The organism is Variovorax jilinensis, assembly GCF_030316885.1.
Classification (GTDB): domain Bacteria; phylum Pseudomonadota; class Gammaproteobacteria; order Burkholderiales; family Burkholderiaceae_C; genus Variovorax; species Variovorax jilinensis.
On the sequence record NZ_JASZYQ010000001.1, the window covers coordinates 898,316 to 921,211 of the forward strand.

Below are 22,896 nucleotides of genomic sequence, written 5' to 3' on the forward strand. Positions count from 1 at the left end.
AGATTCCCATCAGCGACGCCGCCAGACCATCGCACGGTTCGACAACACCACAGGCGACACCGCGTCCCCGCAAATGAACCGAAATCTAGTCAGAGGCTTCTTCCTCGTGGCGATATCGCTGGCCTTCGGGCTGACGGCGCTGCGCTATCCGATAGGCGATTTCAGCCGCGCGGGCCCGGGCCTGTTTCCAGCGCTGATCAGCGGCTTCCTGCTGATCATCGGCGTCTCGACCGTGATCCGTTCCTTCTACGTGGAGCGCGTGCGGCTCGACATCAATCTCCGGAACATCGCGATCATCCTCGGCAGCCTGTGCGGCCTGGCGCTGATCTCGACCTACCTGAACATGGTCCTCGGGATCGTCTTCATGGTGTTCTTCTCGACGCTGGCGGGGAGCTCCTACTCGTGGTGGCGCAACGTCAAGATCTGCGCCGGCCTGCTGCTCATGGCCCTGGCCCTGCAGAAACTCCTCGGCCTCAACCTGCCGCTCTACTGAGATGTTGGACGTCCTCAACAACCTGGCGTTCGGCTTCTCGCACGCCCTGACCCTGCAGAACCTCATGTTCTGCGCCATCGGCTGCACGGTGGGCACGCTGGTCGGCCTGCTGCCCGGCCTGGGCCCGCTCGCCACCATCAGCCTGCTGCTGCCGCTGACCTACTCGATCCCGACCACCGGCGCGCTGATCATGCTGGCCGGCATCTACTACGGCGCGCAGTACGGCGACAGCGTGAGCGCGATCACGATGAAGATCCCGCATGCGAGCAGCATCGTGGCCTGCATCGACGGCTACCAGATGACGCTCAAGGGGCAGACGGGGCTGGCGCTGTTCACGGCGGGCTTCTCGAGCTTCATCGGCGGCACGGTGGCGATCCTGGTGCTCTCGTTCCTGGCGCCGTCGCTCGGCGAGGTGGCCTTCCTGTTCGGTCCGGCCGACTACGTGGCGATGATGCTCGTGGGCTTCGTCTGCGTGAGCTTCGTGACCACCGGCAGCCTGCTCAACGGCCTGGCGATGTGCATGATCGGCGTGCTGCTCGGCACCATCGGCACCGACGTCAACAGCGGCGCGCAGCGCTTCACGATGGACCTGCCCTTCCTGGCCGACGGCGTCGGCATCGTGAGCATCGCGCTGGGCTGCTTCGGCATCGCCGAGATCACGAAGAACCTCGACTCGCGCGAGGAGCGCTCGCCCTTCAACGGCAAGATCAACCTGATCCCGACCTGGTCCGAGTTCAAGCGCATCATCCCGAGCGCGCTGCGCGGCAGCGTGGTGGGTTCCTTCCTGGGCATCCTGCCCGGCGGTGGACCGACGATCGCGCAGTTCGCGGCCTACGCGCTCGACAAGAAGGTCAGCAAGTACAAGGACGAGATCGGCAGCGGCGTGATCGAGGGCGTGGCGGGCCAGGCCGCAGCCGACGAGGCGGCCGCGCGCACCAGCTTCATTCCGCTGATGAGCATCGGCATCCCCGAGAACGCGGTCATGGCGCTGATGCTCGCCGCCTTCATCATCAAGGGCATCCAGCCGGGGCCGAACATGATCGCGAGCCACCCCGAATTGTTCTGGGGGCTGGTCGCGAGCATGTGGATCGGCAACGTGTTCCTGCTGGTGCTCAACGTGCCGCTGGTGCGCTACTGGCTGTCGGTGTTCAAGATCCCCTACAGCGTGCTGTTCCCGTCGATCCTGTTCTTCTGCTGCATCGGCACCTACAGCGTCAACAACAACATGGAGGACATCTACATCACGGCGGCCTTCGGCTTCCTGGGCTACATGTTCATGAAGCTCGAACTCGATGCCGCGCCATTGATGCTGGGCTTCATCCTCGGGCCGATGCTCGAGGAGAACTTCCGCCGCGCGCTGCTCCTGAGCCGCGGCAGCTTCGGAATCTTCTTCTCGCGGCCGATCAGCGGCAGCCTGATGGCGCTGATCGCCGTCTTCATCACCTGGCAGGTGGTGGCCTTCGTGTTCAGGGCCCACAAGCGGCGCTCGCTCGGCGCATCGCCGGCGCCGGAACCCGTGGCGTTGGCGGAGTGAACGCATAACACATCCGCAACCGCGATCTTCCCGGACGAAGGCGGCTGCTGCTTTGGGAGGCACCGTGTCGGAAGCCGCGCCAGGCAACGATTTCCCGCCCATTCATGGCGGTTGTCCCCAAAGTTTTCCCCAGTAAGCAGGGAGAACTTCGGGCAACTTTTTTTTGCCTGTCCGGGTGGGTCATGCCGCTTCGGGCGACCGGCGGTTCCCCCAGCTACCCGATCTGCGCTACGCGGAGCAGTTCAAGACCCCTCCGATGGCGCATCGCGACCGGGAACTGTTCGACATGGTCCCGGCCGAGCTGCAGCGCCTTGGACGATGTCATCGGATCAGGGACGGCTGGCCGCCGAGATCACGATCTCGACGCGGCGGTTCTTGGCCTTGCCCTGCGGCGTCGCGTTGCTGGCCACGGGGCGCGCTTCGCCGAAGCCCTGGGCCGAGATGGTCGCGGCCGGCACGCCCTTGGCCGTGAGATAGCGCACGACGTCGTCGGCGCGCGCGGACGACAGCTCGAGATTGGACGGGAACCGGCGCCGCAGCTCGGGCCCGATCGGCTCGTTGTCCGTGAAGCCCTGGACGATGATCTGCTGGCCCGGCAGGTTGGCGAGCGTCGGCGCGATCTTCGTGAGCGTCGCTTCGCCCTTGGGGCTCAGGCGCCAGCCGCCCTCGGGGAACAGGATCTCGTTGACCAGCGTCACCTTGAGCTCGTTCTGCAGTTGCGTGATCTGGGCCTGGTCGGCACTCAGTTCGCTCGTCAGTTGCGTGTTGAGCGCAGCGTAGTTGTTCGCCTTCTGGACCTCGGTGTTGTAGGTGCCCTTGGTGACGCATCCGGTCGCGAGGACGAGCGCGCACAGCGCGATGGCGAGCTTGTTGAGTTTCATGATGGATCCTTTGCGTTGAATGAGACGTTGAGACCGCGTTTGGCGAGGCCATCTTGAGCCTGCCGTCCTGCGAAGGGAATCGGGGAGGGGGGCAAGCCGGCTGCCCGAAAGGGCAGTCCATCGCAACGAGACGCGCGTGGCGCAGACGCGCACGCCGTGGTCTTCAGCGGCCGTGCCAACGGCCGTGCAGGATCCGGTTGACGATGCTGCGGAATACCAGGTAGGGCAGCACGGCCAGCAGCATTGCGATCATGAGGGCCTGGAACGGATAGAACCAGTGCAGCTCGATCGCCTGGTAGATGGCATCGGCGAGCAGCGCGACCAGGAACACCTTGCCGATCTGGCGCCAGCCTTCGCGCAGCAGCCGGCGGCGATGGGCCGGGTCGCTGACCAGGGCCCAGAAATAGTAGGGCCGACCGGCGCGGGCGTCAGCGAGTCCGGCGCGCCAGGCGAAGAAGGCCGCGACGCAAGGCTGCAGCACGAACCTGAAGGCCAGCGGCACGTGGCGGCCGCTCGTGATGTCGGCCCAGGTGCGCACGAAGGGCTCGAAGATTTCCATGGCTCAGATGACGCGGCGCAGGATGCTGAAGAACATCACCAGGCCCGCCACCGACATGATCAGCGCGATCACGAGCGAGGGCTGGGCCAGGCGGAATTGCCGGCTCCGGTTGAGCGCCTTGAGCCGGGCCCAGTATTCGATCGTGCCGACGACGATGCTGACCGTGCCGAGCCCGGTCAGGAACAGGCCGACGTTGCGTGCCGTGTTGAGGTTGTGGAGCTGGCCGCCCTGCTGCTGGAAGGCCTCGAGCAACTTGTAGATCGTGAAGCCGAAGCTGATCATCGACAGGCCCGTGCGTACCCAGGCCATGAGCGAGCGGTCGGCGGCCATCAGCGTGCGTTCGACCGCGAGGTCGGTGCGGATCTGCGCCAGCTCGTCGGAGGTCTTGGGGTGCGGCGGCTCGGAGCCGGTCGGGGAAGGGGAAGTCGCAGGGTTCATGGTCTGTCCACCACTATGCATGGCGCGAACGCCGGCGTCCATGCATCGGAGCGAGAAACGACACCGGTTGCCCTTTAGGGCAATCGCCTTGCCCGTTGGCCCTATTTGCAGCGCTGGCCACGGCTGTCAGGATGGGTGGCGCAACTGGACCCAACCCCGGAGAGAAGCCCATGGCTGCGAAAGCCCCCAACATCATCATGATCATGGCCGACGACGTCGGCATCTGGAACCTGAGCGCCTACCACCGCGGCATGATGGGCGGCAGCACGCCCAACATCGACCGCCTCGCGAAGGAGGGCGCGCTGTTCACCGACTACTACGGCCAGCAGTCGTGCACCGCGGGCCGGGCCGCCTTCATCCTCGGACAGACGCCGTTCCGCACCGGCCTGCTCAAGGTCGGCATGCCCGCCGCCAAGCAGGGCCTGCAGGACAAGGACCCGACCATCGCCGAGCTGCTCAAGCCGCTCGGCTACGCCACTGCGCAGATCGGCAAGAACCACCTGGGCGACCGCAACGAATACCTGCCCACCGTGCATGGCTTCGACGAGTTCTACGGCATCCTGTACCACCTCAACGCGATGGAAGAGCCCTACGACGGCGAGTATCCGAAGGTGCCGGGCTTCCACGAGCAGTTCGGCCCGCGCAACGTCATCGAGTCCTTCGCCACCGACGTGGACGACCCGACCGAAGAGCCGCGCTGGGGCCGCGTCGGCAAGCAGAAGATCAACGACTGCGGCCCGCTGCCGCCGCATCCGGGCATGGACCCGGCGGCCAAGTTCAACATGGAGGACGTTGACGCCGAGCTGGTGCGCCGCTCGCTCGACTTCATCGATCGCTCGGTGAAGGCCGACAAGCCCTTCTTCCTGTGGCACAACTCCACGCGCTGCCACGTCTGGACCCACCTGTCCGAGAAATGGAAGGACAAGAGCGGCTTCGGCCTCTATGCCGACGCGATGATGGAGCTCGACTGGATCGTCGGCGAGATCCTGAAGAAGCTCGATGACGAGGGCATCGCCGACAACACGATCGTGATGTTCACGAGCGACAACGGCGCCGAGATCTTCAGCTGGCCCGATGGCGGCAACCATCCGTTCCGCGGCGAGAAGGGCACCGTGTTCGAGGGCGGCTTCCGCGTCCCGATGCTGGCCAAGTGGCCCGGCGTGATCGAGCCCGGCACCATCGTCAACGAGATCATGGCGGCCGAGGACTGGCTGCCGACGCTGGTCGCCGCAGCCGGCGAGCCCGAGGTCAAGGAGAAGCTCCTGACCGGCTACAAGGCCGGCGAGAAGACCTTCAAGAACCATCTCGACGGCTACAACTTCAAGCCCTTCTTCCAGGGCGGTTGCCAGGGCCCGGGCCCGCGCCACGAGTTCTTCTACTTCAGCGACAACGCCGACCTGATGGCGCTGCGCTACAACGCCTGGAAGGTGAGCTTCAAGACCATCGAGGGCAACCTCTTCAATGGCAAGCCCGACTCCACCAACGTGCCGCTCGTGACCAACCTGCGCCAGGACCCGTGGGAGCGTTACCAGAGCGAAAGCCTCTTGTACGGCCGCTGGTGGGGCGAGAAGCTCTGGACCATGATTCCCGCGGTGGGCATCGTCGGGCGCTTCCTCGGCACGTTCAAGGACTACCCGCCGAGCCAGGTCTCGGGCTCGCTGAGCGTGGAGAAGGCGCTGCAGCTGCTGCAGGAAGGCAGCCGAGGCAGCGGCACCTGAGATGGAACCTGCAGCAGCGCCGCCGCCAAAGCCGCCGTGGCGCCGTCGTGCGATCGACGAGGCGCTGGAGATCGGCGTCCTCACGGCCTACCTGTTCATCACGATCGGCGCCGTGAACGTCATGAAGGCCGCCGTGCTGCACGACCACGGCGTGCACGTGGCCTACTGGGGCGTGGCCATCGTCAAGGCAGCACTGCTCGCCAAGTTCGTGCTGCTGGGCAAGGCGCTCAAGGTCGGGGAGCACAACAAGAACAGCCCGCTGATCTGGCCCACGCTGCACAAGGCCTTCGCCTTCCTGGTGCTGCTGTTCGTGCTGACCGTGCTCGAGGAGATCGTCACGGGCTGGTTCCACCATATGACGGTGGCCGAGTCGATGGCAGAGCTGTTCGGCATGCGACTGCCCGAGACGCTGGCCGGCGTGCTCGTGCTGCTGCTGGTGCTGATTCCGTACTTTGCATTCGAGATGCTGGCCGAGACGCTCGGCGAAGGAAGGCTGGTGCGGATGTTCCTCACCGATCGCCACGCCTTCCACGAAACGCGGCCCGGCGGTCCTCCGGCCTGAGGGCGGGCCGCCCGAGCCGGGCCGCCCGAGCCGGGCGCTACGGTGCCGGCACCACCTCGTAGTAGACGCCGCTGGAGCCGAAGTACGGCTTGTACCAGGTCGGTCCGGCCTGGTAGTAGTTGACGCCGTTGACCACCATGCTGCGCGCGCCGCCCGGCAGGGCCGCGATCTGGGTGCCGATGGGCATGCTGCCCTGGACCACGTAGGCCGGCGGCGGCTGCACGATCACGGCCGGCTGCTGCACCACCACGGTGGCGGGCCGGCTTGCATCGGCAATCGCCGCGCCCACGGCCATGCCCGCGACCGCGCCCACGGCGGCGCCGCAGCCATAGCAGCCCGAGGGCCGGTAGTAGGGGTGGTAGCCGCCGACCGCGACCGCGCCGCCGCGCCAGCCACCCGCGGCCGCGACCCAGGCGTTGGCGTTCGCGAGCGGAACGAGTGCGCCAGCCATGACGGCGGCGCCGAGGGCGAGGGACTTGAAATGCTTCATGGCATGGCTCCTGGTCGCGGTCACTTGGAGGGACCCATTGGCTTGAAATCGAGCTTTACGGCGCCCGGCGGGATCGCGGCGACGAAGGTCTTGGCGGGCACCGGCGCATCGAGCTTCCAGTCCGAGAACTCGGCCGTGAAGGTCGGCTGGCGATCGCCCGTGCGGTAGGAGATGACCATCAGGCGCGGCAGCCTGTCGGCCGAGCCGATCCAGACCTCCCAGTCGAGCCCCGGTGCCGTGAAGGCCAGGTGCTCGGTCTTGACGCCGCCGACGGTCGACTGCCCGACCCAGAAGGCGCTGGTGAAGTCCTTCGTGAGGAATGCGTAGGGATCGGTCACGAGCAGATCCAGGAAAGGCGCCGTGGCGTCGGAGCCCGGCTGCACGCTCTTCATCAGCGCCTCGACTGCACTGCCCGCGGCAGCCTGCCGTGTATAGAACCTGCGGTCGGCGCCGATCACGGTCACGTTCTTGCCGTCGTAGTAGCTGTCGCTCGGGAACAGGTCGCCGCGGGCCTCGACGAACAGCTTGTCGGGCCGCTGCATCACCACGCGCGACGAGGCGAACAGGCTCACGTACTGGCCGTTGGGCGCGGGCGTCGGCACGATGCCGCGCACCTTGAAGCTCAGGGTCTTGGCACCCGCGAGCCTGTCGCTCATGCCCTTGAGCAGAGCCAGCGCGCGCTCGTCCTTCACGGGAGCGGCGGCGGTTGCGGGCTTGGAGGCGTCCTGTGCCCATGCAATCCGGTCGGCGCCCAGCAGCGCGGTGGCCACGAGCAGCGTGATCCCGGCCTGGCGGCCGAATCGGTGAAGGGGAAGTTTCATTGGAGATGCTCCATAAGGGAATCCATGGGACGAGGGCGCGCGCTCAGCGCAGCTTACCCTCGGTGCGCTGCCGCGAGAAGACCACGTCGAAGGTCTGCTTCGCGACGGCCTGGTAGTACTCGCCGACCAGCCGATCGCTCGCGGGGTCGTAGCGCAGCGCATAGGTCGAGCCACCATATCCGCCGGCCTGCAGTTCGAAGGCCGCGCGCACGCTGCCGCCCTCCTGCACCGCCTGCGCCTTCGCGAAGGGCAGGGGGTTCGGGTTGAAGTACGAGGCGGTGAGCTCGCCGTTCCTGCCGGCCTCTCGGATCAGGATGATGTAGTTGCCGTCGCTGCGCTTCCATGCACCCACCAGGGCCTCGAGGCCGGCCTTGGCCGGCCCGGTGCCGGAGCCCGTGCCCTGTGCGAAGGCCGGGCCCGCGCCGGCGAGCAGTCCCGCGAGCAGCAGGCCGAGGCCTGTCGATGTCCATGGCTGGCGCATCAGTCGCGGGCCTTGGCGACCATGTGCTCGGTCTGGCGCTGCTCCTCGGCCGTCAACTGCGACTTGCCCAGGGTGACGACGAGCTTGTTGATCTTGCCGTTGAAGGCGAAGGGGAGGGTGTAGTCCTTGGCGTTCAGCTCGGTATACAGGTCGGTGCCCACGTCGAAGGTCTCGTCGGACACCTGCAGGAAGGCGATGGAGTTGGGCTGCTTGCCGGTGGCCACCACCTTGCCATCGACCTTGAGCACCCCGCTGCCGCCCTTGGCAATGCCGGGGCCGTCGTAGGTGTAGTCGAACTCGATCGTGTGCTTGCCGGGCGACAGCGCCTCCTGGCCGACCCAGCGGTAGTGCGCGAGGATCAGCATGTTGTAGTCGAAGATGGGCTTGCCATCGACGATGTACAGGCCCCATCCGCCCCATCGACCACCCAGCGTGGCGAGCACGCCCTTGCCGCCGCCCTGCGGGATGTCGACGTCGGCCGTGATGTTGTACGACTTGCCCAGGATGTTCGGCGCGTTGGCGACCGGAATGCCGGGGTTCATGCCGGTGTAGGTGAACACCGAACGGCCCGCGGTCGTGCTCGGACGGGGCTCGACCGCGCGCGCGAACGAGCGGTTGTCCAGCGGCAGCACCTGGTACTTGGCGGCTTCCTGCACGAACAGGGCCTGCATCTCCTTGAGCTTGTCCGGCATCGCTGCCGCGAGGTCGTTGGCCTGCGAGTAGTCCTCCTTGATGTTGTAGAGCTCCCACTTGTAGTCGGCGATCGGAGGCAGCGGTGCATTCAGGATCCAGGGGCCGTGCGGCGGCGTCGTGTTGGCGTACCAGCCGTCGCTGTAGATACCGCGGTTGGCGATCATCTCGAAGTACTGCGTCTTGCGCGTCGAGGCGACGTTGGCATTGGCCTTGTCCCACGTGTAGGCCATGCTGGTGCCTTCGATCGGCTTCTGCCTGATGCCGTTGACCATCTCGGGGGCCTTGATGCCGGTGGCTTCGAGAATGGTCGGCACGATGTCGATCACGTGGTGGAACTGCGTTCGGATGCCGCCAGCATCCTTGATGCGGTTGGGCCACGAGATGGCGAGGCCCTGGCGCGTGCCGCCGAAGTGCGAGCCGATCTGCTTGGTCCACTTGAAGGGTGTGTCGAAGGCCCAGGACCATGCCACCGCCATGTGCGGATAGGTCGCGGCCGACCCCCAGGCCTCGTAGAACTTCAGCTGCTCGGCCACCGGGAAATCGAGGATGCCGTTGTACGAGGTCCACTGGTTCGGGGTGCCGCTCAACGTGCCCTCGGGGCTGGTGCCGTTGTCGCCGACGATGTAGATGATCAGCGTGTTGTCGAGCTGGCCCATGTCCTCGACCTGCTGGATCACGCGCCCGATCTCGAAGTCGGTGTAGGCCGCGTAGCCCGCGAACACCTCGGCCTGGCGCGCGAACAGCTTCTTCTGGTCGGCGCTGAGGCTTTCCCACTTCGGCAGGCTGTCGGGCCAGTCGGTGAGCTTGGCGTTCTCCGGTATCACACCCAACCGCTTCTGGTTGGCGAAGATTTCCTCGCGCAAGGCATTCCAGCCCTTGTCGAACTTGCCCTTGAACGGGGCCACGAATTCAGGCTTGGGGTTGTGTGGCGAATGGGTGCCGCCCGGCGCGTAGTAGACGAACCATGGCGAGGCGGGGGCCTCGGCCTTGACGCTCTGCATGTAGTTGATCGCCTCGTCCGCCATGTCGGTGATCAGGTTGTAGCCCTGCTTTCCGATCCACGGGAAGATCTGCCGGTTGTTCTGGAACAGGTACGGGGTCCACTGGTCGGTCTCGCCGCCCTGGAAGCCGTAGAAATAGTCGAAGCCCATGCCCGAAGGCCACTGGTCGAAGGGGCCGGCCTTGCTGTACTGGAAGTCCGGCGTGTTGTGGTTCTTGCCGAACCACGAGGTGGCATAGCCGTTGCCCTTGAGCAGGGCGCCGATGGTCGCGTTGTCGGGGCCGATGATCGAGTCGTAGCCCGGGAAGCCGGTAGACAGCTCGGTGATGACGCCGAAGCCCACCGAATGATGGTTGCGTCCGGTGAGCAGCGCGGCCCGCGTGGGGGAGCACAGTGCCGTGGAGTTGAACTGCGTATAGCGCAGGCCGGCCTTGGCCACGCGGTCGAGTGCCGGTGTGGGCACCACGCCGCCGAAGGTGCCGCTGACGCCATAGCCCTGGTCGTCCGTCATGATCAGCAGCACGTTGGGCGCCCCCTTGGGCGGCACGACGCGCGGCGCCCAGAAGGTCTTGGACCCCGCGAGCGTGTCCTTGATGACGCCGCCGAAGGGAAACTCGGGTGCCGGGATCTGATTGCCGGGAATCGTCATGGTCGCGCTCGGCTGGCCGAGGTCGCCGGTGATGACTTGCGCACCGGCAGGCACCGTGACCAGCGCCGCGGCGAGCACCGCGGCCTGCACGCCGCCCAGTGGGAACATTCGAACTTTTTTCATTCGACCTCCATCGATTGTTGAAGTTGACCAGGGAAAAAGCGGTGTTTTGGAATGACTCGCCATCGGGTTCACGGCGGCGGCCGGCCCTTGACTGCGCGCTCGATCGCGTCGAGCAGGTCGGCGCTGCGAAACGGCTTCGCGAGGTAACCGGTGGCGCCGCGGCGCATCGCCTCCTCTCGCAGATCGATGGAATCGTGGGCCGTGACGACGATCGTGGGCGGCTTGAAGCCGCGCGTGCGCAACTCGCTCAGAAGGTCGAGCCCGGACATGCCCGGCAGCTTGTAGTCGCTTACCAGGCAGGCCGCGAAGGCGGCCCGGCCGTCGGCCAGGAGCGCCTCGGCCGAGGCATAGGCCTCGGTCTTGAAGCCGGCCGCGTTGAGCAGCCGCTGGATCGCCTGGCGCATGCTGTCGTCGTCGTCCACCACGAGGATCACACCGGTGAGGGACAGTGGCATGGTGGGCGATCGTTCTTCGGCCGTGGGAGCTTCGTTCATTCCCAGGCGAAGATCCGCTTCCAATCGTTCTTCATGCTGATCACCACCCAGTCGCGCTTCTTCGCCTCGGCGCCGAGGGCGTCGGTGAAGGTGCCGACCTTCGACCTGGGACCGTAGGCGTACTCGCGCGCTGCGTCGTCGTGATGAACCAGCACCATGAGCCGCGCGCCCTCGCCGGCCTGCACGTATTCGAGCATCTGCTGGTCGCCGACCGAATTGCCAAAGGCCGCCACCGGCCGGCGGCCGATCATCTGGTGGATCGCGATCGGCTTGCCGGCCTTGTCGTCCACGTAGAGCATCTTGTGGGTCTTGGTCAGCACGGCCCGGCCGTCCTTCGTGTAGCCGAAGGAGGTGTCGGCGGCCGAGCCGATCACCTGCTCGGGCGGAATGCCGTAGACCTTCTCGGCGTACTCGCGCACGAAGTCCTGGCCTCCGCCGGTGGCGAAATAGGTCTTGTAGCCATTCGCGCGCATGTACTGCATCACCTCGAGCATCGGCTGGAACACGAGCTCGGTGTAGGGCCGCTTGAAGCGCGGGTGCTTCGCACTTGCGAGCCAGTCGCCAACGATCTTGCGGAACTCGTCCACCGTCATGCCGCTGTGCGTGAGCGCGGCCGCGACCTTGAGAAGGTCCTCGTTGGTCAGCTTCGCGATCGCCGCCTGGTTGCCCGACATGATCGTCTTGAAGGGCTCCACAAGCTTGAGCCGGGGGTGCTTGTCGAGCTCGATCGCCACGCGGTCGAAGGCGAACATGGCCTCGGCGTAGTTGGGCTGCTCGACCCAGGTCGTGCCGTCCTGGTCGAATGTGACGATGCGCGCCTCGGGCGCCACGAACTTCGGGCTCGCCTTGTCGGTCGTCTCCTTGACGAAGGCGACGATCGCGCGCTTCGCGGCACCGTCGTTCCACGAGGGCAGCGGATCGGTCTGGGCCCGTGCGAGCGGGGCCACGAACACCAAGAGCGCGCCGAGCGCCCAGCCGCTCAGCCGGCGGCGAACGACCGCGCGCATCGGTGCTGCGGCGCAGGCACTGCGGCTGGGATGGCGGTCGTGCGCTTGCATGGCTTGGTCTGGTCGTGAGTTGCGCCGAGGATGTGTGCAGATCATTGCGCGCGGACCCCTGCAATGAAACCGGGTCGAAGGGCAGAACCGTTGCCCGAAAGGGAAGCGCGCGCGATGGCGACTCAGGGCTCCTGGCGCGCGCTGTGAATCAGCAGCGCCGCAAGCACCGCATGCAGCACGACCGCAGGCCACAGCAGCGGCCCGGCTGGCCCGTGTGCGAAGCCCAGCCACGCGAGGTACAGCGCCGCCGCGGCGTTGTAGGCCAGCATGGCACGCGTGCCGTTGGAGGCGATGAACGAGGCGCGGCGGCCCGGCCAGCAGGACCAGCCGAGCATCGCGAGTGCGATGCCGCACAACCTTGCAATGGCCAGCGTCACGCCTGCGGATGCGGCGCCAAGCAGCAGGGCGATCACGAGCGCGGGCACCAGCAGCAGCGCGAGGCCGGTGGTGATCTCGATGATCGAGGCCACCGCGAGGATCGTGGCAAGCCGGCCGCGCGGGGTGCGCGTCATCCGCCCAGCCCCTCGCGGACCACGCAACGAAATCCCAGGTGCGAGGTCGAGGTGTCGATCGGCTGCGGCATGCGTGCGGCCGGCCGGTAGCGGCGGCAGTAGTTGGGTGCGCACAGGTGCGAGCCGCCCTTCATGACCTTGCGCGGAATCGGCAGCTGCGGCATGCCGGGATCGAAGCTCTGCTCCCTGGCGGCGCCGCGCGGGTTCACGGGAATGCAGCAGGCCTTGGGCTTCTCGTCGGGATGGCGCGGCGCATACCAGCTCCCGGTCCATTCCCATACGTTGCCGGTCATGTCGAAGAGGCCCCAACCGTTGGCCGCGTAGCTGCCGACCGGCGAGGTGCCTTTGAAGCCGTCCTCGGCCAGGTTCTGCCACGGGAACTCGCCCTGCCAGGTGTTGGCCTGGTGCACGCCGCCGGGAGCGAGCTCGTCGCCCCAGGCGTATTCGGCGCCCTCCAGCCCGCCGCGCGCGGCGAACTCCCACTCGGCCTCGGTCGGGATGTCCTTGCCGGCCCATTGCGCATAGGCTTGCACGTCGCTCCAGGCCACGTGCACCACCGGATGATCGTCCTTGCCCTCGATGCTGCTGCCCGGGCCCTGCGGTTGCCGCCAGTGGGCATCGGGGACGAAGCCCCACCAGCGGAAGTGGTCGCGCAGGCTCACGCGTCCGGGCGGCGGCACGAAGACCGAGGACGCGGCCCTGAGCATCTCGGGCAAGGCGCCCGGATAGTCCTTGGGGTCGGGCGGGATCTCGCAGAAGGTGACGTGACCCGTGGCCTCGACGAAGGTCCTGAACTGTGCGTTGGTGACCGGGGTCGCATCCATCCAGAAGCCGTCGACCGTCACGCGATGTGCGGGCTTCTCCTCGGGGTAGTGGTGGTCCGAACCCATGCGGAAGGTGCCGCCGGGTATCCACAGCATGCCGGGATGCGGCGCGGCCGCGGGGGCGGCAGCGATCGCTTCGGAAGTGTCGATCGTCATGCGCGGTGTCAGAACCTGAACCCGGCCCCGAAGTACAGGCCACCCATCGCCACCTTTTCCAGCAGCGCGTCGTCGCGCCGGTAGTCGAGGTAGCGGTAGCCGAACTTCAGCGAGGTGGTGGGCGAGTATTGGTAGCTCGCGCCGGCGATGGCCTGCCAGCTCGAGCTCGAGCCGCCTTCGCCGACGTCGAGGTAGCCCAGCAGCGACCACTTGTCGCCGACAGGCACGATCGCCCGCACGCCGACGATGCCGTTGGCCGCGCCGCCCGACTCATCGAGATAGCGGCTGAAGCCGGGCGGCCTCGGCGTGATCTGGACATTCGTCTTCGCATCGACATAGCGAACACCGGCCAGCAGGTCGACCGCCACCGCCGGGCCTTCGACCACACGGTAGAAGCCCGCGAGGGTCGCGATGGTCTGCTCGAACTTGACGTTGTAGCCGCCCAGCAGGCCACCCGCGTACTGGTTGCCGACGCCCAGCTTGACGTACTGCACATCGAGCATGCCGCCCCAGGCGCCCTTGCGCGCCTCGAGCGTGCCCATGGCGCCGAAGTCCAGCGCCTCGAGGACGTTCTTGGAGCTCACGCTCAGCGTGCTGCCCGGCAAGGGGCCGAGCTTCAGGTCCGACTTGATGCCCGCGAGCCAGAGGTACGGCACGAACTCGAACTGCCAGTCGTTGGTCGAGGCCAGCGTCGTCTGCGCCGCGGCGGGCAGGCAGGCCAGCGCGGTGGCGCAGGCGGCCAGCGTCTTCATGAAGTGCTTCGGGGTGCTCATTGCGGTGATTGGGTCTTGAGTTCGGCCAGTCGGCGCGCGAAGGCGGCCGACCACTTGTTGAAGGCGTCCTGGGCGTAGCTCCAGGCCGTGAAGGAACTGACGTAGCCGTTCATCCAGGCCTCGGCCGCGGTGGTGGCGTCACCCTTGAGGTCGGCCGCGTACTTCAGGCCGATCTGGGTGTCGGCGCATTCGGCCAGCACGTTGCCGGTGGCGCCGTCGCGGAACTGGGCCTCGAGCCCGGTCTTGCCCAGGTAGGGCGTGGAGCCGGGCGGCCGGCCCGTGGCCGCGCCCGAACCCATCTCGGCCACGAAGCCGTAGGGCACCGCGGTGCCCGCCAGGCTGGCCAGCTGGTTGGTCGGCACCAGCGAGGTCAAGGCGAGCCTCACGCGCAGCACGCCGGGGCCGGGCGCATCGACGATCTTGACGGTGGGCGACAGGTTCTTCACCAGCGCGCTGTGGAAGTAGTCGATCAGCGCCTTCAGGTCGCTCGGATCGATCGGGCTCTGATCGCTGGCGGGCGTCACATACACCTTGATGCGCTCGATCATGACCTTGTCGTAGACCCGCCAGTCGACGCCGGCCTGGCGCCAGCACAGGAAGCCGCCGTTGGCGGGCTGCGCACGCAGCTTGCCCGGGTCCGAGAGGAAGCCCACGTTCGACACCTTGGCGACGTTGTTCTCGGAAGCCGTGATGTTGGCGTTGCCCGAACCCGGTGCGGCGCAGCCGGTGGCGAGAAGCGCGAACGCCGCTGCCGCGAGGCAGGCCGGGAGCGAAGCACGCTGGAAGCGGAATTTCATCGAGGTCCTTCGTGGTTGCTGGATGCGACGGTCGCTCGTCATGGTGCACCGACGACCGTGTAGTAGACGCCGTTGGCGCCATAGAAAGGCCGGAACCAGCTGTCGCCGACCTGGTAGTAGTCGGTGCCGTAGCGGTTGACCATCACCGCGCCGGCCGGCACCGTGGCGTAGCTCACACCCATCGGGTAGACGGCGCGGTTGGCGGCGGTCGCGACGGCCGCACCGGCCGCCACGCCGACCACCGCGCCGGCGGCCACCGCGCCCGCGCAGTCGTAGCAGCCCGCGTGGTAGTAGGGCACCGCCACCGGTGCGTGGTAAGGCGCGTAGCCGGCATAGCCGTAGGCCGGGGGGCGGTAGGCGCTGTAGCCGCCCGCGGTGGTGTGGACCGCGCCGTAGCCGGCCACGCCCGTGGTGGTGCCGCCGTACATGTTGGTATGGCTGGTGGCGCCGTCCCAGCTGTGCGATGTGCTGCCGCCCCAGGCGTTGGTGTGCTCGGCGCCGCCCCAGCCGCCCGAGGAATGGCCGCCGAAGCGGTTCGCGCTGGCCCAGGCGTTGGCCTGGCCATGGAAGCCGGCGCCGATCAGCAGCGCGGCCAGCAGCGGCAACAGGGTCTTGCGTGTCGAGGTGTGGGTCATGGTGTTCACCGTGTGGGGGGCTGGTGCGCCTATTTCGCCTTGGCGGCCGCGGGCTTGCTGCCGGCCTTGCGCGCGGGCGCGGCCGGTTTGGGCGCCGCGAAGGCGATCTTCTTCGCGTTGGCCGCGTTCATTGCCGCGAACGCCTCGGCCGCGATCACCGGGTCGAGCTTCCAGTTCGACAGCTCGACCTGGTGGCGCAGCTGCAGCGGGTCGCCGCGGAACACCGCGCGCATCTTGCGCGGCAGCTTGTCCTCGGCGCCGATCCAGATCTGCATGAAGAGCTGGTCGCTCGCGATCGCGACCATGTCGGTGGTGGTGCCGCCGACCACCTTCGACTGGCCGATGTAGAAGGCCTTGCCGAGGCCGTCGGTGAGCAGCCGGTACGGGTCGCTGCCCAGGATGTCGGCGAACGGGAAGTAGATCGCCGCGTCGTCGAAGGCCTGCTTGAGCATGGCGTCGATGGTCGGCGGCGCCGGGGCCACCGCGACCAGGTTCTCGGCCGGCGCGAAGGCCGTGAGGGTCTTGCCGTCGTAGTAGAACTCGGAGGCCGGGCCGTCGCCGAGCGTCACGACGCGCAGCCGGTCGGGGCGCTGCAGCAGCACCTCGGAGGTGGTGGCATAGGCCAGCGCCGGGCCCACGCTGCTCGGGCTCTCGTAGGTGCTGACGGCCGTGAAGGCCAGCGACTTCGCGCCCGTGAGCGTGCTGCCCATCGCGCGCAGCAGTTCCAAGGCGCGGGCCTCGAGCTGCGGTGCCTTGGGCTGGCCCTTGGCGGCCGTGCGCGCGGGCTTCGAGGCTTGCGCAGGCGCGGCGTTCTGGGCGACGGCTCCCGCGGCGAACAGGGTGGCTGCGGCGAGCACCAGCGCGGCAGCGAGACGGGACCGGATCATGAGAGGCTCCTTGGAGTAAGCAACGAAAAGCCGGCGGCCCTGCGGTCACCCTCGGGCGACCATCATCCGCACCGCGGTGCGGAACGTGAATCGGGTGCAGGGGCAACTCGATTGCCCGAAGGGGAAGTGCCGCGGCGGCCGGCCGCGGTTAGAGTGGGCCGACCCGAGAAAGCTGCCCTGGATGGCACCATGACCGAGTCGACGAAGCCGCGCAGTCGTCCGCGCGCCTGGGCGGGCACCTGCCTCGCCGCCTGCGCGGGCCTGTTGCTGGCCGGCTGCGCATCGCGGCCGGTCAATCCGCCGCTGGCCCAGGCCGACCCGCAACGCGGCTATCGATTCGAGACCCGACCGGCCCCCGAGCGCGAGAAGGAAAACCTCGTCATCCTCGCCTTCTCGGGCGGCGGCACGCGCGCCGCCGCCTTCTCGTACGGCGTGCTGGAGTTCCTGCGCCGCACCGAGGTGGTCGGCCCGCGCGGGCAGAAGGGCCGGCTGATCGACCAGGTCGACATCATCACGGGCGTGTCCGGCGGCAGCTTCACGGCGCTGGCCTATGGCCTGTACGGCGATCGGCTGTTCGACGACTACGTGCAGCGCTTCCTCAAGCGCGATGTGCAGGGCGACCTGATCGCGCGCGCCTTCAAGCCCGACTACTGGGTCGATCTGGGCTCGACCGGCTGGGGGCGCTCGGAGCTCGCGGCCCAGCTGTACGACGAGATCCTCTTCAAGGGCGCCACCTTCGGCGATCTGGCTCGCGGCAAGGGTCCGCTGGTTCTGGCCTCGGCCACCGACATCTCGACCGGCGCGCGGCTGGTGTTCCAGCAGGGCGTGTTCGACGTAATGTGCTCGGACCTCGGCGCGGTGTCGCTGTCGCGCGCCGCGGCGGCATCGTCGGCAGTGCCGGTCGTGCTGTCGCCGGTCACGCTGAACAACTACGGCGGCACCTGCGGCTACCGCCTGCCGCCTTGGGCCAGGACCTTCAACGGCGAGGTGGCGCCGCCACGGCCGGCCGCACGTGCGATCCGCTCGATCGACTCGATGGCAGCGCTCGGCGATGGCGCCGAGCGGCCCTTCGTGCACCTGGTGGACGGCGGTGTCTCCGACAACGTCGGCATGCGCGGCGTGCTCGACGCGCTGGAGCTGCTCGAGGCCCTGCACGAGGCCGGCATGCCGACCCCGCTCGATCATGTGCGGCGCGTGGTGGTCTTCATCGTCAACTCGCTGTCGACGCCGCCCACGAACTGGGACCGGTCGGCGACGCCGCCCGGCAGCGTCGAGATCCTGCTGAAGGCGAGCGGCGTGCCGATCGACCACAACTCGTATGAGGCGGTCGAGCTGCTGCGCGACACCGCGGCGCGCTGGCAGACGATGAAGCGTATCCGCGAGTCGACCGCCATGGCCGCCAACAAGGACCCCGCGATCGCCGAGCTCATGCGCATGCCCGATGCCGAGATCTATGCGATCGACGTGTCCTTCGCCGCGCTGAAGGACCGCGCCGAACGCAGCTACCTCAACAGCCAGCCGACCAGCCTTCACCTGCCCGACGAGGCGGTCGACCGGCTGCGCGCGGCCGCCTCGACGCTGATCCTCGAGTCGCCCGAGTTCGCGCGGCTGCTGAAGGACGCAGGCAGCACGCTGGTGCCGCACGCACCCTAGTCCGAGGCGGCCTGGCGCAGCCGCTCGTCGAGCCGGCCGAGTTCGGCCGCGGAATCGGCGCCGAGCTTCTGCATGAGCTGCGAGCGCTGCGTCTTCACGGTGCGCTCGCTGGTGTCGAGCTCGTCGGCGATCTGCTTGTTGAGCTTGCCCGCGACGATGCGGTCGAAAACGTCGCGCTCGCGTGGCGTCAGCGTGGCGAACAGCGCCTTGAGCCGCCGCTGCTCCTCGCGCGCAGCCCGCGACGTGGCGTCGCGCGCGAGGGCCCGCTCGATGGCCGCGATCAGCGCCTCGCTCTGCACCGGCTTCTGCAGGAAGTCGACTGCGCCGGCCTTCATCGCCCGCACGCTGGAGGGGATGTCGGAGCGGCCGCTCAGGAACACCACCGGCAGCAGGCAACCGTGCTGCTGCAGCACCTCCTGCAGCTCGAGGCCCGAAGGGCCGGGCAGGTTGACGTCGAGCAGCAGGCAGCCGGGCCGGTCGGGCAGCGGATGCAGCAGGAACTCGCCGGTGTCGGCGTAGCCTCGCGTCTCGTGGCCCGTGGCGTCGAGCAGCCGGGTCAGCGCCACGCGCAGCGAATGGTCGTCGTCGACGACGTGGATCAGCGGCTTCATGTCCATCGGTATTCCTTCGGTGCCGTGCCGTCGGGCCGGAGCGAGGGCAGATCGACGTGGAAGACGGTGCCCTTGCCGGGCGTGCTCTCGACGCGCAGGCGACCCGCGTGCGCCTCCACGATCGAGCGCGAGATCGACAGGCCGAGCCCCATGCCCCGGCTCTTGGTACTGAAGAAGGAATCGAACAGGCGGGGCAGGTGCTCGGGCGCGATGCCGTGGCCGCGGTCGCTCACGCTCAGCGTGACGTGGTCCGGGTGGCGGTCGGTCGAGACCACGATCGTGCGCCGGCTCTCGGGCAGCTCGCCCACCGCATCCATGGCGTTGAGCACCAGATTGATCAGGACCTGCTGGATCTGGATCTGGTCGCCGACTATCGGCAGCGGACTCGGGCCGGGCCGCACCGCGAGCTCGATCGCGCGCCGGCGTGCCTCGGCGTCGAGCAGTGCGCAACCCTGCGCGATCGCCTCGTTGAGCTCGATCGGCTGGCGCGCGACCGCATGCCTGGCAAGCAGCGAGCGCAGCCGCGCGATGACGTCGCTCGCGCGCAGGTCGTCGCGGCGTATGTCGGCGAGGATGTTGCCGATGACCTCGGGCTTCTGCATGCCCGACTTCATCATGAGCTCGGCCGCTTCGGTGTTGGCCAGGATCGCCGCCAGGGGCTGGTTGATCTCGTGCGCGATCGATGCGGTCAGCTCGCCCGCGATCGCGAGCCGCGAGGCGTGCGCGAGTTCGCTGCCGCGCTGCACCAGCGTGCCCTCGGCCTTGAGGCGGCGCCGGTGCTCGAGCATCAGCGCGGCGATCAGCGCGCTCTGGAGCAGGATCACGCCGCCGCCGATCAGCGCTGCGGTGCGATAGACCTCCCAGAACGTGGGCTGCCTGAACTCCACGTATGCGTCGGCCGGGATGTCGCGGTCGGCGATGCCCCAGCGCCGGGTCTGCCGCTGGTCGACGCTCAGGGTGTTGCGCGTGCGCTCGGGCAGTTCGAGCGATGACGGTACGGTGCCGTCGAGCAGGGCATTGACGATGTCCCCGGCCTGCCGGCCCATCGCTTCGAAGCGGGGCACGACGCCGCCGACCACCCCCGTGCCGAGGAAGGAGCTGAAGGTGCCATACACCGGAACGGCCGATTTCTGCGCGACCAGCGCGGCCGCGTCGCGCGGCGTGAAGCGCAGCGCGTCGCCGCTCTGGTAGAAGCCCGCCGTGAAGACCAGCGTGCGAGCGTCGAGCTCGGCCAGGCGCTGGCTCAGCGCATCGATCGGCAGGCCCGCGAGGAACTCGACCTTGACCTGCGGCGGCAAGGCCGTGGCCGTGGAGCGAAACAGTCTCTCCCACTCGAGGTCTCGCGGCGTGCTGCCGGTCACGAACACCATCCGGTCGGTCTTCGGATGCCATCGCAGCGCCTGGTCGATGGTGCCCGCGATCTCGTAGCCGACCGGCACGCCGACGACGTCGGCGGGCAGCGGCCCTACGGGCTTCGGAAACGAGTTGAACACCGCCGCGTGGACCACCGGCACGCCGGGAAACAGCTCGTCGCGATGGCGCAGCACGAAGTCCAGCGATTCCCGCGCGACCGCGACGATGACCGAAGGCGGGTGGCCGACGTACTTGTCGCGCAGGTAGGTCGTCATCGTGCGCTCGTAGCCGTCGCCCGTGAACTCGGGGTTGTCGAGGAATTCGGTGAAGACCACGACCGGACGCCCGGCGCTGCTCTCGATCGTGCTGCGCAGTCCGGCCTCGACCGAGACGTTGCCGGGCACCAGTCGGCCGTTGGAATACAGCACGAGCACGCTGCGGCTGTCGGCCGCCACGGCGCCGCCGCCGGACAGCGCCAGCAGGCACAACACGAAAAGCGGGAATCGGACCCAGCGGGCGATCGGCGACTTCAAGAACTCTCCGGCTTCGGCATGGCGCTTTCGTTGGTGGCGCGCGAACGTTAATACATTCCGACTCAGGTCGGCTTGACATATTGGGCCACGCACACCAGCATACGGCGTATTTCGAAGGGCGACTCCCGATGGCCGGATCGGTCCCGAGCGCTTGGCTCCCGCCTGTCGCGGGCGCGTCGAGCGACGACCAGGGCAGCGTGCGGATCGCGGCCCTCGCGGGCGTGCCCGAGGTGCTGCGCGAAAGAGGTGTCGACCTGGCGCAGCTGCTCGCCGAGACCGGACTGGCTGCCGCGACCTTCGATCGTCCCGACAACCGCATCAGCTATCGCGCCGGCGGACGGCTGCTGCTGCGCGCGGCGGAAGCCACCGGCTGTCCTCACTTCGGCCTGCTGGCGGGGCAGCACGCGCATCCCGGTTCGCTCGGCCAGCTCGGCGAACTGATCCAGCGTTCGCGCACCGTCGAAGCGGCGCTGCACAGCCTGATCGCGCATCTGCATCTGCAGACCCGCGGCGGCGTGCCCACGCATGCGATCGAGGGGCTGCACGCCACCTTCGGCTATGCGATCTACCTGCGCGACATGCCGGGCACCGCGCAGGCCTACGACCTCGTGGCCGCATTCGAGTTCAACATCCTGCGGGCACTCTGCGGTCCGCGCTGGTCGCCGGTCGAGGTGAGCTTCGCGCACGGCCGGCCCAAGGACATCGGCCCCTACCGCAGGCTGTTCGGATGTCGCCTGGTGTTCGACGCCGACCGCACCGAGCTGCGTTTCGAGCGCCGCTGGCTCGCGCAGCCGCCGCTGGCATCGGACGCCGAACGCCATCGCCATCTGCAGCGCGAGATCCTCGCGCAAGAAAGCGTGGCGCCCCACGCGCTGGTGCACCACATCACGGCCACGCTGCGCCGCATGGTGGCCGAGGGGCGAGCGAGCGAAAGCCTGCTGTGCGACCGGCTCTCGATGCCGCGGCGCACGCTGCACCGCAGGCTGGCCGAGCAGGGCACCAGCATGCGCGTGCTGCTCGAGGATGTGCGCTACGAGTTTGCACGCCAGCTCCTGCTCGACACCGACCTGACGACGGCCGGCGTGGCGGCCGCGCTCGACTACGCGGATGCGAGCGCGTTCAACCGCGCATTCCGGCGCTGGACCGACACCACGCCCGCGGCATGGCGGGCCCAGGCGGCCGCGGCTTCCCCGGCGGCGGCTTCGCGAGCTCAAGGACACCGCATCCGATGAGCCCGATCGCCTCACCGTCGCTCGATGCACTGACCGAGATCAGCCTGGCAGACCTGCTGGATTCGGCCGGGCTGCTGCGGCTGCGCCACACGCCCCTGCGCCGGCTGTTCCGGCCCGCGGCCCGCCGCTTCGCCCTCGCGGCGCACGAGTTCGATCTGCGCGTCGGTGCCGAGGGCCTCGCGCCCGGCAGCGCCTGGCTGGTGAGCCGGATGACGGGCGGCATCGTCACCTCGGGCGCGGAGCACGTCCCGGCCGAAGGGCCGGTCGTGGTGCTCGCCAACCATCCCGGAATGGTGGACACGGTCGCGCTCTTCACCAGCCTTGCCTCGCGCCCCGAATTGCGGGTGATCGCCTCGGACCGCCCGTTCCTTCGTGCCTTGCCCCATGTGGCGCAGCGGCTGATCTTCCTGCCCGACGAGGGCGGCGGGCGCATGGCCGCGATGCGGGCCGCCGCCAGGCATCTGAAGGACGGCGGTGCGCTGCTGACCTTTCCGGCCGGCGAGATCGAACCCGATCCGGCGACCTTCGGCGCACGGCGGGCAACGGATTCGCTGCGGAACTGGTCCGACAGCTATGCCTTGTTCGCGCGGCTCGTTCCCGGGACGCGCTTCGTGCCCGCACTGGTGAGCCACGTCATTTCGCCGGAGGCACAGCGGCATCCGGCGACCCTGCTGCGCCGCACCGCACGCGACAGGGAGAAGCTCGCCGCCGCCTTGCAGGTGGCCCTGCCGCGCTATCGCCGGCTGGTGGCCAGGGTCGCGTTCGGAAGGCCCCCGGAACTCGCGGCGGAAGATGCGCTCGCTGCAGCCGTCACGGCGCGGATGCGCGAACTGATCCTTGCGGATGGTGCGATGCCGGCAGCGCATGCGTCGTCGGCCACGCGTCCGGCGATCCGGGACCTGCCCAACCGGGCGTAGCCGGCGAGGGCAAGCGCCA

The 22,896-nt window shown here is 68.2% G+C and carries 24 protein-coding genes; 7 read left to right on the forward strand and 17 right to left on the reverse strand.

All coding sequences use genetic code 11. From position 1 onward, the window contains the following. Positions 1 to 73 precede the first annotated feature (73 nt). Both QTH87_RS04325 and QTH87_RS04330 read left to right on the forward strand, forming a co-directional pair. Positions 74 to 493 carry a tripartite tricarboxylate transporter TctB family protein gene (locus tag QTH87_RS04325; RefSeq protein WP_286607181.1) on the forward strand — a complete coding sequence of 140 codons (420 nt, stop codon included), beginning with the start codon at positions 74 to 76 and terminating at the stop codon, positions 491 to 493. A 4-nt stretch (positions 494 to 497) separates the two neighbouring features. Next, entirely contained in the window at positions 498 to 2,027 is a 1,530-nt protein-coding gene (locus tag QTH87_RS04330) for a tripartite tricarboxylate transporter permease (protein WP_286608025.1), read from the forward strand. 329 nt (positions 2,028 to 2,356) lie between these two features. Here the strand turns inward: QTH87_RS04330 and QTH87_RS04335 are convergent, their stop codons facing one another. From QTH87_RS04335 to QTH87_RS04345, 3 genes are all read right to left on the reverse strand, one after another. Then, positions 2,357 to 2,908, reverse strand: a complete 552-nt coding sequence (locus QTH87_RS04335) for an OmpA/MotB family protein (protein ID WP_286607183.1) — start codon at positions 2,906 to 2,908, stop codon at positions 2,357 to 2,359. A gap of 163 nt (positions 2,909 to 3,071) precedes the next feature. After that, positions 3,072 to 3,467 carry a hypothetical protein gene (locus QTH87_RS04340; protein WP_286607185.1) on the reverse strand — a complete coding sequence of 132 codons (396 nt, stop codon included), beginning with the start codon at positions 3,465 to 3,467 and terminating at the stop codon, positions 3,072 to 3,074. Positions 3,468 to 3,470: 3 nt separating this feature from the next. Beyond that, positions 3,471 to 3,905: a YidH family protein gene (locus QTH87_RS04345; protein WP_286607187.1), complete on the reverse strand. Its 435-nt coding sequence runs from the start codon at positions 3,903 to 3,905 to the stop codon at positions 3,471 to 3,473. A 170-nt stretch (positions 3,906 to 4,075) separates the two neighbouring features. Here QTH87_RS04345 and QTH87_RS04350 point away from each other — a divergent pair, with 170 nt between their 5' ends. Further along, complete coding sequence (locus QTH87_RS04350) at positions 4,076 to 5,623, forward strand: arylsulfatase (RefSeq protein WP_286607189.1); 1,548 nt, start codon at positions 4,076 to 4,078, stop codon at positions 5,621 to 5,623. Between the two features lies 1 nt (position 5,624). Next, positions 5,625 to 6,185, forward strand: coding sequence for a hypothetical protein (locus tag QTH87_RS04355; protein WP_286607191.1), 561 nt, complete (start codon positions 5,625 to 5,627; stop codon positions 6,183 to 6,185). Positions 6,186 to 6,222: 37 nt separating this feature from the next. Here QTH87_RS04355 and QTH87_RS04360 read toward each other — a convergent pair whose 3' ends face one another. The 12 genes from QTH87_RS04360 to QTH87_RS04415 all read right to left on the reverse strand — a co-directional run bounded on the left by QTH87_RS04360 (position 6,223) and on the right by QTH87_RS04415 (position 16,578). Continuing rightward, complete coding sequence (locus tag QTH87_RS04360) at positions 6,223 to 6,675, reverse strand: hypothetical protein (RefSeq protein ID WP_286607193.1); 453 nt, start codon at positions 6,673 to 6,675, stop codon at positions 6,223 to 6,225. A gap of 20 nt (positions 6,676 to 6,695) precedes the next feature. Next, positions 6,696 to 7,496, reverse strand: coding sequence for a DUF2092 domain-containing protein (locus QTH87_RS04365; protein WP_286607194.1), 801 nt, complete (start codon positions 7,494 to 7,496; stop codon positions 6,696 to 6,698). A 43-nt stretch (positions 7,497 to 7,539) separates the two neighbouring features. Further along, positions 7,540 to 7,977, reverse strand: coding sequence for a hypothetical protein (locus tag QTH87_RS04370; RefSeq protein WP_286607196.1), 438 nt, complete (start codon positions 7,975 to 7,977; stop codon positions 7,540 to 7,542). Further along, the gene (locus QTH87_RS04375; RefSeq protein ID WP_286607197.1) at positions 7,977 to 10,442 is read right to left on the reverse strand and encodes an arylsulfatase; all 2,466 of its coding nucleotides are present in this window, start codon (positions 10,440 to 10,442) and stop codon (positions 7,977 to 7,979) included. Before QTH87_RS04375 ends, QTH87_RS04370 begins: the two co-directional genes overlap by 1 nt. Positions 10,443 to 10,510: 68 nt before the next feature. Continuing rightward, the gene (locus QTH87_RS04380) at positions 10,511 to 10,897 is read right to left on the reverse strand and encodes a response regulator transcription factor (RefSeq protein ID WP_286607199.1); all 387 of its coding nucleotides are present in this window, start codon (positions 10,895 to 10,897) and stop codon (positions 10,511 to 10,513) included. A gap of 35 nt (positions 10,898 to 10,932) precedes the next feature. After that, positions 10,933 to 11,994, reverse strand: coding sequence for an HAD family hydrolase (locus QTH87_RS04385; RefSeq protein WP_286607201.1), 1,062 nt, complete (start codon positions 11,992 to 11,994; stop codon positions 10,933 to 10,935). 122 nt (positions 11,995 to 12,116) lie between these two features. Further along, positions 12,117 to 12,506 (reverse strand): hypothetical protein, encoded by a 390-nt coding sequence (locus tag QTH87_RS04390; RefSeq protein ID WP_286607203.1) that lies wholly within the window; start codon positions 12,504 to 12,506, stop codon positions 12,117 to 12,119. Further along, entirely contained in the window at positions 12,503 to 13,486 is a 984-nt protein-coding gene (locus QTH87_RS04395) for a formylglycine-generating enzyme family protein (protein WP_286607205.1), read from the reverse strand. The genes QTH87_RS04390 and QTH87_RS04395 overlap by 4 nt, the downstream gene beginning before the upstream one ends. Before the next feature lie 8 nt (positions 13,487 to 13,494). After that, the gene (locus QTH87_RS04400; RefSeq protein WP_286607207.1) at positions 13,495 to 14,259 is read right to left on the reverse strand and encodes a YfaZ family protein; all 765 of its coding nucleotides are present in this window, start codon (positions 14,257 to 14,259) and stop codon (positions 13,495 to 13,497) included. After that, a complete protein-coding gene (locus tag QTH87_RS04405; protein WP_286607209.1) occupies positions 14,256 to 15,056 on the reverse strand; it encodes a DUF3313 domain-containing protein in 801 nt (266 codons plus the stop codon). Before QTH87_RS04405 ends, QTH87_RS04400 begins: the two co-directional genes overlap by 4 nt. A 38-nt stretch (positions 15,057 to 15,094) precedes the next feature. Continuing rightward, a complete protein-coding gene (locus tag QTH87_RS04410; protein ID WP_286607210.1) occupies positions 15,095 to 15,691 on the reverse strand; it encodes a hypothetical protein in 597 nt (198 codons plus the stop codon). Positions 15,692 to 15,720: 29 nt separating this feature from the next. Then, positions 15,721 to 16,578: a DUF2092 domain-containing protein gene (locus QTH87_RS04415; protein WP_286607212.1), complete on the reverse strand. Its 858-nt coding sequence runs from the start codon at positions 16,576 to 16,578 to the stop codon at positions 15,721 to 15,723. 189 nt (positions 16,579 to 16,767) lie between these two features. On the opposite strand from QTH87_RS04415, the gene QTH87_RS04420 reads away from it, so the two are divergent. Next, a complete protein-coding gene (locus QTH87_RS04420; protein WP_286607213.1) occupies positions 16,768 to 18,231 on the forward strand; it encodes a patatin-like phospholipase family protein in 1,464 nt (487 codons plus the stop codon). Here the strand turns inward: QTH87_RS04420 and QTH87_RS04425 are convergent. Together QTH87_RS04425 and QTH87_RS04430 are read right to left on the reverse strand one after the other, a co-directional pair. Continuing rightward, positions 18,228 to 18,842, reverse strand: a complete 615-nt coding sequence (locus QTH87_RS04425) for a response regulator transcription factor (RefSeq protein WP_286607214.1) — start codon at positions 18,840 to 18,842, stop codon at positions 18,228 to 18,230. The two genes, QTH87_RS04420 and QTH87_RS04425, sit on opposite strands and share 4 nt — an antisense overlap. Further along, entirely contained in the window at positions 18,839 to 20,728 is a 1,890-nt protein-coding gene (locus QTH87_RS04430; protein ID WP_286607215.1) for a sensor histidine kinase, read from the reverse strand. Before QTH87_RS04430 ends, QTH87_RS04425 begins: the two co-directional genes overlap by 4 nt. 128 nt (positions 20,729 to 20,856) lie before the next feature. Between QTH87_RS04430 and QTH87_RS04435 the strand changes: the two genes are divergently transcribed. Both QTH87_RS04435 and QTH87_RS04440 read left to right on the forward strand, forming a co-directional pair. Continuing rightward, positions 20,857 to 21,960, forward strand: coding sequence for an AraC family transcriptional regulator (locus QTH87_RS04435; protein WP_286607218.1), 1,104 nt, complete (start codon positions 20,857 to 20,859; stop codon positions 21,958 to 21,960). Then, entirely contained in the window at positions 21,957 to 22,877 is a 921-nt protein-coding gene (locus QTH87_RS04440; protein ID WP_286607219.1) for a 1-acyl-sn-glycerol-3-phosphate acyltransferase, read from the forward strand. The genes QTH87_RS04435 and QTH87_RS04440 overlap by 4 nt, the downstream gene beginning before the upstream one ends. The last annotated feature ends 19 nt before the right edge of the window (positions 22,878 to 22,896 follow it).